Source organism: Agromyces hippuratus (assembly GCF_013410355.1).
Taxonomy (GTDB): Bacteria; Actinomycetota; Actinomycetes; order Actinomycetales; family Microbacteriaceae; genus Agromyces; species Agromyces hippuratus.
In genome coordinates this window covers 1228278-1241735 of sequence record NZ_JACCFI010000001.1, presented here as the reverse complement: position 1 = coordinate 1241735, position 13458 = coordinate 1228278, and the positions used below count along the sequence as shown (strand labels likewise).

Sequence of the window (13458 nt, the reverse complement as noted above, 5' to 3'; positions counted from 1 at the left end):
ACCCGGGTCAGCGCGCCGCAGGCGTCGCTTCGTCGGAGCTGAAGGTCAGCTCGTCGAGCACCAGTCGGGCGGCGCCGAGGAGACCTGCGTTCGGGCCGGTCGACGCCGCCTCGATGCGCAGGCGCTGGGTCACGAGCGGGTGGCAGCCCTCGTAGATGCGGCTCCGCACGGCGGCGATGAAGGGTTCGCTCGACGACATGCTGCCGGTGAGGAAGAGCGCGTCGGGGTTGAAGAAGTTCACGACCGTGGAGAGCACCTGGCCGAGATAGGTGCCGGCCGTGCGCACGAGCGTCGTGGCGACCGGGTCGGCGTCGCGGGCGAGGGCGAGCACGTCGGCGGTCGTGCGCACCGCGATGCCGCGTTCGTTCATCTGCCGCACGAGGCTCGCACCGCTCGCCACGGTCTCGAGGCAACCGGTGTTGCCGCACGAGCACGGCCGCTCGTCGGCGGCGTCGATGCGGGTGTGCGTGACGTCGCCGGCGGCCCAGGTCGCGCCGCGGTGCAGCACGCCGTCGACGACGATGCCGCTGCCGATGGCGGTGCCGGCCTTGACCGTGACGCTGTGCCGGGTCGCGCCGAACTGTGCACGGTGCTCGCCGAGCGCCATGAGGTTGGCGTCGTTGTCGACGGCGGCGGGCACGCCGAATTCGCGGCTCAGCCAGTCGCGCACCTGGAAGCCGGGCCAGCCGGGCATCCGCGACGGCTGATCGACGATGCCGGTGCCGACGTCGACGGGGCCCGGCAGCGCGACGCCGACGCCACGGATGCCGCGGAACTCCGGGTCGACCTCGGTCGCGAGTGCGCGCATCGCGGCGGCGATCGCCGTGAGGGTCGCCTCGGGGCCGTCGCCCACGTCGACGGGGATCGTGGCGGTGGCCAGCAGTGCGCCGCTGAGGTCGACGCGGCCGATGCGTGCATGGCCGCCGCCGAGGTCGGCGACGAGGATGCTGCCGCGATCGCCGCGGAGTCGGAGGATGCGGGGGCGACGGCCGCCGCTGGAGATGCCGACGCCCTCTTCGTGCAGCACGCCGAGCTCGGTGAGTTCGGCCACGCGGAGCGAGACCGTCGAGGGCGCCAGTCCCAGGATGCGCGAGAGGTCGCTGCGCGAACTCGCCTCGCCCCGGGCGATGAGCTCGACGATCTGGCGGGCGTGCTGTGGTGGCGACGTCGGGTGCGTCGGCGGTGTCGGCTGTGACATGCAGCTTCTTTCGAGGTCGAAGTAAGTTGAGATTAGTACGATCGTCGAGTCTTTTGGGCGATCAACCCGCCGAAATTCAAGGATCTGCGCCAGACATCCGACGAAAGTTGGCGAAGCTTGCCTCGTCTGGCATGATGACTTTACGCACAAAGTTGACAAAGTTCATTCGACGGTCGAAAAAACTTGGCCAACTCATGTGTCCTGATGCCTGAGGAGGCGACATTCAATGAAGAAGATCCACGTCGGCGCGATGGCGGTCGCGACCGCCGCCGCACTCGTGATGACGGGTTGCAGCACGGGCGGCGCCGAGGCGTCGTCGGACACCATCGTGATCGACATGTGGGCGGGCAGCCAGGACGACACCGACGCCCTGAACGCACAGCTCGCGATCGCGCAGGAGCAGAACCCCGACCTGAAGATCGAACTGCGCACGGCGCCGTGGGGTGACTTCTTCACGAAGCTCACCACCAACATGGCCTCGGGCAACATGGCCTGCGTCACCGGAATGAACTCGGGCATGCTCTCGAGCTACACCGCCGGGTTCGCCGAGCTCACCGAGGCGGACCTGAAGACCGCTGGGCTCGACCCGGCCGACTTCGCGGCCGGCAGCGAGGAGATCCTCTCGAACAAGGGCACCATGTACGGCCTGCCGTTCGACATCTCGACGATGCTCGTCTACTACAACCAGGACATGCTCGATGCCGCCGGCGTCGCCGCTCCCGAGGCGGGCTGGACCTTCGACGACTTCGAGGCGACCGCGAAGGCAGCCACCACCGATGGCAAGTACGGCTTCGCCGTGGGCATGGGCGACTTCCAGTGGCAGGCGCTGCCGATCGCCAAGTCGGGCACGCAGCCCGTCGAGGCCGACGGCACGCTCGACCTCACGAACCCCGACTTCGTCGACGCGGCCACTTGGTACTCGGGCCTCGTCACCGACCAGAAGGTCGCGGCACCGGTCGCCTCGGCCTCCGACACCGGTTGGGGTGAGAACCAGTACACGGGCGGCAACGCGGCGATGGCCGTCGACGGCACCTGGAACGCGGTCGGCTACCTGAACAACGATTCCGGGTTCGCCGCGGGCATGACCACGCTGCCCACGGGTGAGAACGGCTCGCTCGGCCTCATCCTCGGCTCGGGCTACGGCATCGCGAAGGACTGCGAGAACAAGGAAGACGCCCTCAAGGTGCTCGGTTCGCTCCTCAGCGCCGACTCGCAGGACTACATCGCCTCGTCGGGTCGCAGCTACCCGGCGCGCGTGTCGTCGCAGCCGCTGTACTTCGAGTCGATCGACGAGCAGTACCGCGACCAGGTCGAGGCCGTCTTCACCAAGGCGTTCGAGCAGGTCGAAGGCCAGAACGTCAGCGACAACTGGTCGAAGGTCGGCACGTACATCCAGCCGCAGCTGGTGAGCGTCTACAACGGCCAGGAATCAATGTCGAACGTGCTCGAGTCCGCTCAGCAGCAGTTCGGCGAATAAGCACCACCGGCAAGGACCCTCTCGAGATGTCGAACACCAAGCAGATACCTCGTCGAGGGACGCTCGCCAGAGCTGAATCCCGTCAGGCGCTGGGCTTCGTCAGCCCAGCCCTGGCGGGGCTCGCCCTGTTCACGGTCGTCCCCGTCGTCCTGTCCATCGTCATGGGCTTCTTCAACTGGCCCACCTTCGGCGAGAAGACGTTCGTCGGGCTCGACAACTACGTCAAGCTCTTCACGCAGAGCCCCGACTTCTGGCCGGCGCTGCGCAACACCTTCGTCTTCGCCCTGCTCTACGTGCCGATCAGCGTCGGGCTGTCGCTGCTGCTCGCGATCTCGCTGAGCGCCCGCATCCGCGGTCGCGGCATGCTGCGCGTGCTCTTCTTCATCCCCGTCGTGACCCCCATGGTCGCGAACGTGCTCGTGTGGAAGATGATGCTGCAGCCGCAGGGCCTCTTCAACGGCCTCTCCCAGACCTGGTTCGGGGTCGAGCTGCCGAACTTCCTCGCCGACCCGCAGTGGGCCATGATCATGGTCGTCATGATGTCGGTCTGGCAGGGGCTCGGCTACAACATGCTGATCTTCTCGGCAGCGCTCGAGCAGCTGCCCGAGTCCGTCGTCGAGGCGGCGCGCATCGACGGCGCCCGCGGTTTCCGGATGCTCTGGAGCGTGACGCTGCCGATGATCTCGCCGTCGCTGTTCTTCGCGAGCATCATGACCATGATCACCGCGCTGCAGGTCTTCGTGCAGCCGCAGCTGCTCACCGGCGGCGGTCCGGGCAACGCGACCCAGCCGCTCGTGCAGTTCATCTACAACCAGGGCTTCAAGTTCCAGGAGCTCGGCCTCGCCGCAGCGGCCGCCTGGATCCTCTTCGCCATCATCATCGTCCTGACCGCGCTGCAGTTCCGCGCGCAGAAGAAGTGGGTGCACTATGAGCATTGACACGCTCCCGGCCGCGACCGCGGTGTTCGATGCCGAGACGGACGCCCCCGCAGAGCCCGACGATCGATCGGGCGGTCGCGAACCGCTCACGAAGCGCGGCCGCGTGCGGCTCGTCTTCGCGCACATCGCCGTCTACGTCGCCGCTGCGATCTTCGTCTCGCCGATCGTCTACGCCTTCTTCTCGGCGCTGAAGCCCAACTCCGAGATGTTCTCGATGCCGCCGACCCTCATCGGGTCGGAGGTGCGCTGGTCGAACTTCGTCGACGTCTTCGCGTACGGCCCGTTCCTCACCTACATCGGCAACTCGTTCTTCGTCTCGATCACCGGCACGCTCGTCGTGCTCGCCGTGTCGACGACGGCCGGGTACGCGTTCGGACGCCTCCGCTGGAAGGGCCGCGACGCCGTCTTCGTGATCTTCCTCGCCACGCTCATGGTGCCGCAGGAGGTGCTCGTCATCCCGATGTTCCAGGTGATGCAGTGGTTCGGATGGGTCGACACCTACCAGTCGCTCATCCTGCCCTTCGCGTTCACCGCGTTCGGCACGTTCCTCATGCGCCAGTTCTTCCGCGGCATCCCGTTCGAACTCGAGGAGGCGGCGCGCGTCGACGGCGCAGGACCCATCCGCTCATTCCTGCAGATCATCCTGCCGCTCGCGAAGTCGGCCGTCGCCGTGCTCTCGGTCTTCACGTTCCTCTCCTTCTGGAACAGCTACCTCTGGCCGCTCATCGTCACGGTCGACTACGCCGCCCACGGCACCCTGCCCGTCGGCCTCGCGTCGTTCTCGGGACTCCAGGGCACGCGCTGGGACCTCCAGATGGCCGCGGCGATCATCTCCATGGTGCCGACCACCGTGCTCGTGATCGTGCTGCAGAAGCACCTCGTGAAGGGCATCGCGATGGCAGGACTGGGTGGCCGATAGTGGCGGACGGCTCGTCCCGCTCCACTGAACTCCGCACTGAATCAGGAACCACCATGTCTTCGCTCCACGTGGTCGCCGGTCTCGACATCGGCGGCACCAAGATCTCGGCGGTGCTCTGCGACCGTTCGGGCAACGTCCTCGCGGCAGGCGTCGTTCCGGCGCCGGCGCGAGAGGGCGGTGCCGCGATGACGGCCGCCGCTGCCGGGCTCGTGCGCTCGCTCGAGCAGAGCTCGGGGCTCGTCGCCGTCGCCGCCGGCGTCGGCGCCGCGGGCGTCATCGACCAGGCGAGCGGCACGGTGCGCGCGGCATCCGAGTCGTTCACCGACTGGGTCGGCTACGCCATCGGGCCCGAGCTGTCGAACGCGCTCGGCGTGCCGGTCTCGGCCGAGAACGACGTGAACGCGTTCCTGATGGGCGAGCTCCGCTGGGGCTCCGTCGCCGGATCGGAGCACGCCATCGGCATCACGCTCGGAACCGGCGTGGGCGGCGCGATCGCGATGGACGGCCGCATCCTGAGCGGCCCGCACGGCGCCGCCGGCGAGATCGGCCACACGCCCGGCTACAGCGATCTGGTGTGCACCTGCGGGCAGGTCGGCCACCTCGAGACGCTCGCCTCCGGCCGCTCGATCGAGGCCCGGTACGCCGAGCGGGTCGGCGCCGCCGGCACGCGGGGGGTCGAGATCGCCGAGCTCGCGCGGGTCGGCGACGCCGACGCCACGGCGGTGTTCGACGCGGCAGGCCACGCGCTGGGCCTCGCGATCGCCACCGCCGCGAACCTCCTCGACGTCGTCGAGGTCGTCGTGGGCGGGGGAGTGCGAGAGGCATGGGACGTGCTGGAGCCCTCGCTCTCCAGAACCCTCGCGCAGAACGAACCCGTCTCGGGCATCGCCCTCACGGTGCATCCGGCGCTGCTCGGCGGTCGCGCCGTCGCGCTCGGGGCCGCGGCGCTCGCCTGGCCGCTCGCCGACGATCCGGCGGCGATCGTCGGCGACACCGAAGCGGATGCCGCAGCGCCGGCATCGCCCGTCGCCATGACGGCGTGAGCCGAGACCGATGCAGAACACCACCGAGGAGCAGCACGTGAACGACGCAGAGACCATCGCACCGGAGGCATCCGAGATCTGGATGGGGCCGCTCGGCGGCCTGGAGCCCGGAGGCCTCGCTCGGCCCCGCATCGGCATCGCCGGCATCTCGATCGAGTCGAGCACGTTCTCGCCGCACCTGAGCGGCGACGAGGCGTTCACCATGCGCGAGGGCGCCTCGCTCATGGCCTACTACCCGTTCCTCTCCGAGGGATCGGACCTGCGTGCGGCGGCCGAATGGGTGCCGCTGACGCACGGCCGGTCGCTGCCGGGCGGCGCGGTCGCACCGGAGACCTACGAGCGGATGAAGCGTGCGATCATCGCCGGCATCCGCGCCCAGGGCCCGTTCGACGGCTTCTTCTTCGACATCCACGGAGCGATGAGCGTCGTCGGCATGGTCGACGCCGAGGCCGACCTGGCCCGTGCGGTGCGTGCCGAACTCGGCGACGCCACCCTCGTCTCGACCTCGATGGATCTGCACGGCAACGTCTCGCGCGAGCTGCTCGACGCGGTCGACCTCATCACCTGCTACCGCATGGCTCCCCATGAGGACGTGTGGAACACCAAGGAGCGGGCCGTGTTCAACCTGCTCACCCGCCTGCGCTCCTCCGTCGGCGCCGACGTGCTCGCGCGCCGCCCGTACAAGGCCTGGCTGCAGGTGCCCGTGCTGCTGCCCGGCGAGAAGACGAGCACCCGCCTCGAGCCCGCGCGCGGCATCTACGCCGAGGTGCCGGTGGCCGAGCACACCACGGGCGTCGTCGACGCCGCCGTGTGGGTCGGCTACGCCTGGGCCGACGAGCCCCGCTGCCAGGCCGCCGTCGTCGTGACCGGCGACGACCGGCAGGTCATCGCCGCCGAGGCCGAGCGGCTCGCCCGCGCCTACTGGGACGCCCGCGACGACTTCGAGTTCGTCGCCGACGCCCTGCCGCTGGCCGAGTCGATCGACGCGGCACTCGCCGCGACCGACGAGCGGCCGTACCTCATCTCGGATTCGGGCGACAACCCGACCGCCGGCGGGGCGGGCGACGTCTCGTGGACCCTCGGGCAGCTGCTCGACCGGCCCGAGTTCGCAGACGGCGGCCTCACCGTCATCCACGCGTCGATCTTCGACCCGGCCGCCGTCGAGGCCGCCAGGAAGGCCGGCGTCGGCGGCGAGATCGCCGTGCTCGTCGGCGGTCGCGTCGACGATGGGCCATCTGGCCCGGTGCCGATCGCGGGAACGGTGTTCTCGATCACCGACGGCGACCCCGACGCCGGAACGCAGGTCGTCATCAAGGCGGGCGGCGTGCATGCGATCATCACCGAACGCCGCAAGCCCTTCCACCACCTCGCCGACTTCACGATGCTCGGACTCGACCCGCACGCGGCAGACATCGTCATCGTGAAGATCGGCTACCTCGAGCCCGAGCTCTACGACCTCGCACAGGGCTGGAAGCTCGCGCTGACCCCCGGCGGCGTCGACCAGGACCTGCTGCGTCTGGGCCACCGGCAGCTCGCGCCCGGCGTCTTCCCCTTCGAGACGGATGCCGCCGAGCCCGCACTCGTCGCCCTCGTGACGCGTCGAACGACCCGCTGACACCCCGCTGACACCCGGCTGACACCCTGAACAGGAACGACATGCTGAACTTCGAGACCCGCATCGGACCCGACCTCGGTGCCGACGCCCCCGTGTATCCGGCCGCAGGCGTGCCCGAGTGGTACCGCGACGCGAAGCTGGGCTTCTTCGTGCACTGGGGCCTCTACTCGGTACCGGCGTGGGGAACCCCGCACGACGGCCGCGGCGTGCCCACCGAGGACGCGTACGCGCACCACCAGTACGCCGAGTGGTACGGCAACACCGTGCGCATCGCGGGCAGCCCGACGTGGCAGCGCCATCAGGACGTCTACGGCACCGGCACGAGCTACGAGGACCTCGCCGACCGCTGGGATGCGTCGGCCTTCGACGCCGACGCGTTCGTCGGATCGCTCGTCTCGGCGGGCGCCCGCTACGTGATCCCCACCACGAAGCACCACGAGGGCTTCTGCCTGTGGGACACCGGGACGACGACCTTCAACGCCGCGCGCCGCGGCCCGCGACGCGACCTCATCCGCGAGTTCCACGACGCCACGCGCGCCGCAGGGGCGAAGTTCGGCGTCTACTTCTCGGGTGCGCTCGACTGGCACGTCAGCGACTTCCCGCCGATCGAGTCCGACACCGACCTGTTCCGCTACCGCCGGAACGACGAGCGCTTCTCGCGCTATTCGGCCGCGCAGCTCGAGGAGCTCGTCGAGCGGTTCAGCCCCGACATCCTCTGGAACGACATCGACTGGCCCGACGGCGGCAAGGGGCGCGACGAGTTCGCCGTCGCCGCGCTGCTCGAGCGCTACCTCGAGCGCGTGCCGTCAGGGGTCGTGAACGACCGCTGGGGCGTGCCGTACCACGGCTTCCTCACCCGCGAGTACACGCACGTCGAGGACATCGTCGACTCGCCGTGGGAGTCCACCCGCGGACTCGGCTTCTCGTTCGGCTACAACGAGGCCGAGGGTCCCGAGCACTCGCTCTCGGGCGCCGCGCTCGTGCGCCTGCTCGTCGACGTGGTCTCGAAGAACGGCAATCTGCTGATCAACGTCGGCCCGCGCGCCGACGGCTCGATCCCCGAGCTCCAGGCGGCGAGCATGAGCGCCATGGGCCGCTGGCTCGGGGTCAACGGCGACGCCGTCTACGGCACGCGTCCGTGGCTCCGTGCAGGCGATCGCATCGGTGCTCCCGTCTCGTACACGACGAGCGGCGGCGACGTCTTCGTGCACGCGATCGACCCGACCGCCGGCGAGATCCGCCTGCCGTCCGAGCTCGACGGTGCCGGCAGCGTGACGTGGCTGGGTGCGGGCGATGCCGCCGTCGAGCCGTCGAGCGCCGGGGCATCCGTGTCGATCCCCGAGGCCCTGCGGGGCGAGGCCATCGCCGTCGCTCGCGTGACGCCGTGACCGCGGAGCCGCTCGTGACCGTGCCCGCGATCGAGATCGCCGTGCAGGACGCCGGCGGCACCGCGGTCGCGATCGCGGCAGGCGCCGATCGCGTCGAACTGTGCAGCGCCCTCGTCACCGGTGGCCTCACCCCGTCGATCGGCACGGTGCTCGAGTCGGTCGAGGCGGCCCGCGGCCTCGGTGCCGACTCCGCCGTGCACGTGCTCGTGCGATCGCGCGCCGGCGGGTTCGTCTACGACGCCCGCGAGGTGTCGGCGATGGTCCGCGACATCCGCGCCCTGCGCTCGACGGGGGTCGCCGGCGTCGTGATCGGGGCGATGCGCCCCGACGGCACCGTCGACGAACCCGTCGTCGCCCGGTTGATCGAGGCGGCCGACGGACTGCACACGACCTTCCACCGCGCGATCGACACCGTCGCGCGTCCGAGCGAGCTGGTCGAGACGCTGGTGCGTCTCGGCGTCTCGCGCGTACTGACCTCGGGTGCCGCTCCTCGCAGCATCGAGGGCGCCGGCGAACTCGCCGCGATGCAGGAGGCGGCCGGCGGTCGTCTCGAGGTCATGGCGGGGGGCGGTGTCACCGCGGCCGACATCTCCGCGCTGCTCGACCTCGGACTCGCCGCGGTGCACCTGTCGGCGCGACGTTCGGTGACCGACCCCGCGCCGAGCGGACCGGGCGGCGGCGCCGAGACGGTGGACCGCACCGACCCGCAGCTCGTGCGCGCAGCGGTCGCCGCGCGATCGGAGTGGCGCTCGGCCTAGGCAGCGGGCTCGCTGCCGCGCGAACCGGTAGCGTGTCGGGAATGCCACGAACGCTGCCGGTCGAGATCGCCGTCCAGGATGCCGCGGGGGTGCGCGTCGCCCTCGCCGCGGGCGCCGCGCGCGTCGAACTCTGCCAGGCGCTCGGTCTCGGCGGCCTGACGCCGTCGGCCGGTCTCATCGAGTCCGCGGTGGATGCGGCGGGCGTGGCAGCCGTCGCGGACTTCGTGCATGTGCTCGTGCGCCCGCGCGGCGGCGGGTTCGTCTACGACGCCGACGAGCTCGACACGATCGTCCGCGACATCCGTGCCGCCGCAGCAGCCGGAGCCGACGGCGTCGTCGTCGGGGCGCTCACCGACGCGGGCGAGCTCGACCTCGAGGCCGTGCACCGGTTCGTCGACGCCGCCGGCGAGCTCGACGTGACGGTGCACCGCGCGGTCGATGCGAGTGCCGACCCGTTCGGGTCCGTCGCCGCGCTGCGCGACCTCGGCGTGCGCCGGGTGCTCACCTCGGGCGGGGCGCCCGACTGCCGTGCCGGCCTCGAGACGCTTGCGCGCATGGCGGCCGACTCGGGCCCGCTCGAGATCATGGCGGGCGGCGGAGTGCGCATCGACGACATCGCGGCACTCGCGGGCGCGGGCGCCGACGCCGTGCACCTCTCGGCGCGGGGCACCGCGACGCGCGGCGGTGCGAGCGGCCCCGGCGGCGGCGTCGACGGATTCGACATGACGGATGCCGCCCTCGTCGCGGCGGCGGTCGAGGCCGCCGGCCTCGTTCGACGCTGACCGGGTGCCGCGATCGCCTGCTGCCGCTCGGTGCTCGCTAATGTGGTGCTCATGACCCGCGACCCCGACGACGACGACGCGCTCCGCTGGGAGGGCGACGACGACCAGACGCTCGCGCCCGGCTGGAAGACCGTCGGTGCGCCCGCGCCCGCGGTGCCCGCCGCGGCGGCCGACGGCCCGGTCGCCGATGCTCCGCAGGTCGACGGCGCTGCCGAGGCGGCCGCCGGCGAACCCGACACGGCGGATGCCCCGGCGCAGACCGGGTCGGCCGAACTCGTCGTGCTCGGCGTGCTCGGCGGCGTCTACCTGCTCTACGCGGTCGGATGGCTGGTCTCGGCACTCGGCGGGACGCCGCTCTTCGCCGACCCGGTCGCGCAGTTCATGTACGGTCTCGGCGCCTGGTTCGCCGTGCTCGCGGCGCCGCTGTGGTTCGGCGCCGTGCTCTGGCTCGCGTCGGGCAACCGGCGCGCGCGCCTCATCTGGCTGATCGTCGGCGCCGTGCTGCTCGTTCCCGTCCCGTTCCTGCTGCGAGGTTGAGATGACCGAGGCATCCGTTCCCACCGGCCCGACCGCCGCCGACAGCGACCCGGCCCCCGCCCGCCAGGCGACGCCCCTCTGGCTCGCGATCACGATCGCCGTCGTCTTCGGCGTCTTCTACGCCTACGACGTCTGGGAGGCCGTGGGCAACCTCGTCGGACTGAACCTCACCGCGAACGAGCTCGGCGTCGCCATCACCGGCGGCGGGTGGGCACTGCTCGTGACCGGCATCGCGGTGCCGCTCCTCGTGTTCGGCACGGCGCTCTGGCTCGGCCGACGGCGCGCACCCCTGGCGCAGGTCGTGCTCCTCCTCGCGGGCTACGCGCTCGTGCAGGTGCTCGCCGCCGACGTCTCGGCGTTCTTCGGGCTCGGCGGCCTCGACCTCTCCTGATGCACGCGGCGTCATACAACGGGCGCGGAATGCACGCTCCAGTAGAGTGAACGGGTAGGCGCCCCGAAGGCGTGTGGCGCATCCCACCGCAAGTCGCAGTGTCGTGCGCGCGCATCACCCCGAAGGAATCGTTCGTGTCAAAGCCGGTCGTGCTGATCGCCGAAGAACTCTCGCCCGCCACCGTCGAGGCCCTCGGTCCCGACTTCGACGTCAGGTCCGTCGACGGCACCGATCGGCCCGCGCTGCTCGCGGCGCTGGCCGAGGCCGACGCGATCCTGGTGCGCTCCGCCACCAAGGTCGACGCCGAGGCGATCGCCGCCGCGCCGAAGCTGAAGGTCGTCGCCCGTGCCGGCGTCGGCCTCGACAACGTCGACATCAAGGCCGCCACCGCGGCCGGCGTCATGGTCGTGAACGCGCCGACGTCGAACATCATCTCGGCGGCCGAGCTGACCGTCGGTCACATCCTGAGCCTCGCGCGCCACATCCCGGCAGCCCACTCCGCACTCGCACAGGGGGAGTGGAAGCGGTCGGCCTACACCGGCGTCGAGCTCTACGAGAAGACGATCGGCATCATCGGCCTCGGCCGCATCGGCGCGCTCATCGCCGCCCGCCTGCAGGCGTTCGGCACCAACGTGATCGCCTACGACCCCTACATCACGGCGGCGCGCGCGCAGCAGCTCGGCGTGCAGACCGTGAGCCTCGACGAGCTGCTCGAGCAGAGCGACTTCATCACGATCCACATGCCGAAGACCCCCGAGACCACGGGCATGATCGGCACCGAGCAGTTCGCCCGCATGAAGCCGACCGCGTTCATCGTGAACGTCGCGCGCGGCGGGCTCATCGATGAGGACGCGCTGCACGACGCGCTCGTGGCCCGCACGATCGCCGGTGCGGCCGTCGACGTGTTCGTCTCCGAGCCGCCGCGCGACTCGCCGCTCCTCGGCCTGCCGAACATCGTCGTGACGCCGCACCTCGGCGCCTCGACCGACGAGGCTCAAGAGAAGGCGGGCGTCTCGGTCGCCAAGTCGGTGCGGCTCGCCCTCGCCGGCGAGCTCGTGCCCGACGCGGTCAACGTCGCCGGCGGTGTCATCGACCCGTACGTGCGTCCCGGCATCCCGCTCGTCGAGAAGCTCGGCCAGCTCTTCGCCGGCATCGCGGGCGGTCCGCTCACGAGCCTCGACGTCGAGGTGCGCGGCGAGCTCGCCGACTACGACGTGAGCGCCCTGAAGCTCGCCGCCCTGAAGGGCGTCTTCACCAATGTCGTCAGCGAGACGGTCTCGTACGTCAACGCTCCGCTGCTCGCCGAGCAGCGCGGCATCGACGTGCGGCTGATCACCTCCGCCGAGTCGCCCGAGTACCGCAACGTCATCAGCCTCACGGGTGCGCTCGCCGACGGCACCCAGGTCTCCGTCTCGGGCACGCTCACCGGTCCGAAGCAGATCGAGAAGCTCGTCGGCGTCAACGGCTACGAGCTCGAGGTGCCGATCGCGACGACCCACATCGTCATGGAGTACGCCGACCGCCCCGGCATCGTCGCGGTCTACGGCCGCGAGTTCGGCGAGGCCGGCATCAACATCGCGGGCATGCAGATCGCGCGCCGCGAGGCGGGCGGGCAGGCGCTCAGCGTGCTCACGGTCGACTCGCCGGTGCCCGCCGAGGTGCTCGAGCGCGTGCGCGAGGCGATCGACGCGAGCCTCTTCGTCGAGGTCGACATCACCGAGTAGTCCCAGGTCGTCGGATGCCTCGGCGCGCGCTGCACGCAGCGTCGCGCCGGGGCATCCGTCGTCTAGCGACCGGTCTGCGCGATGCGCTCGAGCAGGGTGACGAGCTCGTCCATCTGCACGGGGCCGATGTCGTCGGTGTCGAGTGCGGAGGCGTCGACCTCGGCGCGCAGGGCCGAGTGGTAATAGAGCCCATCGCCGATGAGCGTGATCGCGAGGGCGAGGGCCGGGTCGTCGACGTGGCGGCCGATCTCCTCGAGCCAGCGGGTGCGCACGGCGTCGATCGCGGCCGCCGCCTGGCGGTCACCGCCCTGGGCGAGTCGCACGGCGGCGACGAAGCTGTGGTCGAGCGGGGACTCGAGGTCGACCGACGAGCGCACGAAGTACGAGATCGGCCCGTCGGGCGCCGAGTGGATGCGGGCGACGTCGTCGTCCACGAGACGGTGCAGGCGCTCGATGAGGCCCGCGATGAGCGCGTGCCGCGAACCGAAGTGGTAGAGCAGGCCGCCCTTGGAGACGCCGGCGGCGCGCGCGGTGGCGTCGAGCGTCGCGGTGCGCTCGCCATCGGCGATGATGATGCGCTCGAAGGCGTCGAGCACGGCTTCTCGGGCGGCGGGCGGGCGACTCATGATCCCAGTGTGGCCGATCGGGGGAGGGTTGACGACGCTTCTGGCATGTCTGTTACTATACC

Annotated in this window: 13 protein-coding genes; 11 read left to right on the top strand and 2 right to left on the bottom strand. The window is 70.8% G+C overall.

Annotated elements, in window-relative coordinates; all coding sequences use genetic code 11:
- Nucleotides 1-7 precede the first annotated feature (7 nt).
- Nucleotides 8-1198, bottom strand: a complete 1191-nt coding sequence (locus BJY17_RS05910; RefSeq protein ID WP_179550535.1) for an ROK family transcriptional regulator — start codon at nucleotides 1196-1198, stop codon at nucleotides 8-10.
- Nucleotides 1199-1424: 226 nt separating this feature from the next.
- On the opposite strand from BJY17_RS05910, the gene BJY17_RS05905 reads away from it, so the two are divergent.
- The 11 genes from BJY17_RS05905 (at nucleotide 1425) to serA (ending at nucleotide 12770) form a co-directional block, all read left to right on the top strand.
- Complete coding sequence (locus tag BJY17_RS05905; protein WP_179550534.1) at nucleotides 1425-2675, top strand: ABC transporter substrate-binding protein; 1251 nt, start codon at nucleotides 1425-1427, stop codon at nucleotides 2673-2675.
- A 26-nt stretch (nucleotides 2676-2701) separates the two neighbouring features.
- A complete protein-coding gene (locus BJY17_RS05900) occupies nucleotides 2702-3613 on the top strand; it encodes a carbohydrate ABC transporter permease (RefSeq protein WP_179550533.1) in 912 nt (303 codons plus the stop codon).
- Nucleotides 3603-4532: a carbohydrate ABC transporter permease gene (locus tag BJY17_RS05895; RefSeq protein ID WP_179550532.1), complete on the top strand. Its 930-nt coding sequence runs from the start codon at nucleotides 3603-3605 to the stop codon at nucleotides 4530-4532. The genes BJY17_RS05900 and BJY17_RS05895 overlap by 11 nt, the downstream gene beginning before the upstream one ends.
- A 53-nt stretch (nucleotides 4533-4585) precedes the next feature.
- Complete coding sequence (locus tag BJY17_RS05890) at nucleotides 4586-5575, top strand: ROK family protein (protein WP_179550531.1); 990 nt, start codon at nucleotides 4586-4588, stop codon at nucleotides 5573-5575.
- Nucleotides 5576-5657: 82 nt separating this feature from the next.
- Nucleotides 5658-7190 carry a M81 family metallopeptidase gene (locus tag BJY17_RS05885; RefSeq protein ID WP_179552740.1) on the top strand — a complete coding sequence of 511 codons (1533 nt, stop codon included), beginning with the start codon at nucleotides 5658-5660 and terminating at the stop codon, nucleotides 7188-7190.
- Between the two features lie 41 nt (nucleotides 7191-7231).
- Nucleotides 7232-8578, top strand: coding sequence for an alpha-L-fucosidase (locus BJY17_RS05880; protein WP_179550530.1), 1347 nt, complete (start codon nucleotides 7232-7234; stop codon nucleotides 8576-8578).
- Nucleotides 8575-9336: a copper homeostasis protein CutC gene (locus BJY17_RS05875; protein ID WP_322789762.1), complete on the top strand. Its 762-nt coding sequence runs from the start codon at nucleotides 8575-8577 to the stop codon at nucleotides 9334-9336. The genes BJY17_RS05880 and BJY17_RS05875 overlap by 4 nt, the downstream gene beginning before the upstream one ends.
- 41 nt (nucleotides 9337-9377) lie before the next feature.
- Nucleotides 9378-10118 (top strand): copper homeostasis protein CutC, encoded by a 741-nt coding sequence (locus tag BJY17_RS05870; RefSeq protein ID WP_179550529.1) that lies wholly within the window; start codon nucleotides 9378-9380, stop codon nucleotides 10116-10118.
- Between the two features lie 51 nt (nucleotides 10119-10169).
- Nucleotides 10170-10655, top strand: coding sequence for a hypothetical protein (locus tag BJY17_RS05865; protein ID WP_179550528.1), 486 nt, complete (start codon nucleotides 10170-10172; stop codon nucleotides 10653-10655).
- A 1-nt stretch (nucleotide 10656) separates the two neighbouring features.
- Nucleotides 10657-11046 (top strand): hypothetical protein, encoded by a 390-nt coding sequence (locus BJY17_RS05860; protein WP_179550527.1) that lies wholly within the window; start codon nucleotides 10657-10659, stop codon nucleotides 11044-11046.
- 134 nt (nucleotides 11047-11180) lie between these two features.
- Nucleotides 11181-12770, top strand: a complete 1590-nt coding sequence (gene serA / locus BJY17_RS05855; RefSeq protein ID WP_179550526.1) for a phosphoglycerate dehydrogenase — start codon at nucleotides 11181-11183, stop codon at nucleotides 12768-12770.
- Between the two features lie 62 nt (nucleotides 12771-12832).
- Here the strand turns inward: serA and BJY17_RS05850 are convergent, their stop codons facing one another.
- Nucleotides 12833-13396, bottom strand: a complete 564-nt coding sequence (locus tag BJY17_RS05850; RefSeq protein ID WP_179550525.1) for a TetR/AcrR family transcriptional regulator — start codon at nucleotides 13394-13396, stop codon at nucleotides 12833-12835.
- Nucleotides 13397-13458: the final 62 nt, after the last annotated feature.

Bases quoted from the DNA above. Each gene is read 5' to 3' on its own strand.
- BJY17_RS05910 (WP_179550535.1), bottom strand. From the start codon at position 1,198: ATGTCACAGCCGACACCGCCGACGCACCCGACGTCGCCACCACAGCAC.
- BJY17_RS05905 (WP_179550534.1), top strand. From the start codon at position 1,425: ATGAAGAAGATCCACGTCGGCGCGATGGCGGTCGCGACCGCCGCCGCA.
- BJY17_RS05900 (WP_179550533.1), top strand. From the start codon at position 2,702: ATGTCGAACACCAAGCAGATACCTCGTCGAGGGACGCTCGCCAGAGCT.
- BJY17_RS05895 (WP_179550532.1), top strand. From the start codon at position 3,603: ATGAGCATTGACACGCTCCCGGCCGCGACCGCGGTGTTCGATGCCGAG.
- BJY17_RS05890 (WP_179550531.1), top strand. From the start codon at position 4,586: ATGTCTTCGCTCCACGTGGTCGCCGGTCTCGACATCGGCGGCACCAAG.
- BJY17_RS05885 (WP_179552740.1), top strand. From the start codon at position 5,658: ATGGGGCCGCTCGGCGGCCTGGAGCCCGGAGGCCTCGCTCGGCCCCGC.
- BJY17_RS05880 (WP_179550530.1), top strand. From the start codon at position 7,232: ATGCTGAACTTCGAGACCCGCATCGGACCCGACCTCGGTGCCGACGCC.
- BJY17_RS05870 (WP_179550529.1), top strand. From the start codon at position 9,378: ATGCCACGAACGCTGCCGGTCGAGATCGCCGTCCAGGATGCCGCGGGG.
- BJY17_RS05865 (WP_179550528.1), top strand. From the start codon at position 10,170: ATGACCCGCGACCCCGACGACGACGACGCGCTCCGCTGGGAGGGCGAC.
- BJY17_RS05860 (WP_179550527.1), top strand. From the start codon at position 10,657: ATGACCGAGGCATCCGTTCCCACCGGCCCGACCGCCGCCGACAGCGAC.
- BJY17_RS05850 (WP_179550525.1), bottom strand. From the start codon at position 13,396: ATGAGTCGCCCGCCCGCCGCCCGAGAAGCCGTGCTCGACGCCTTCGAG.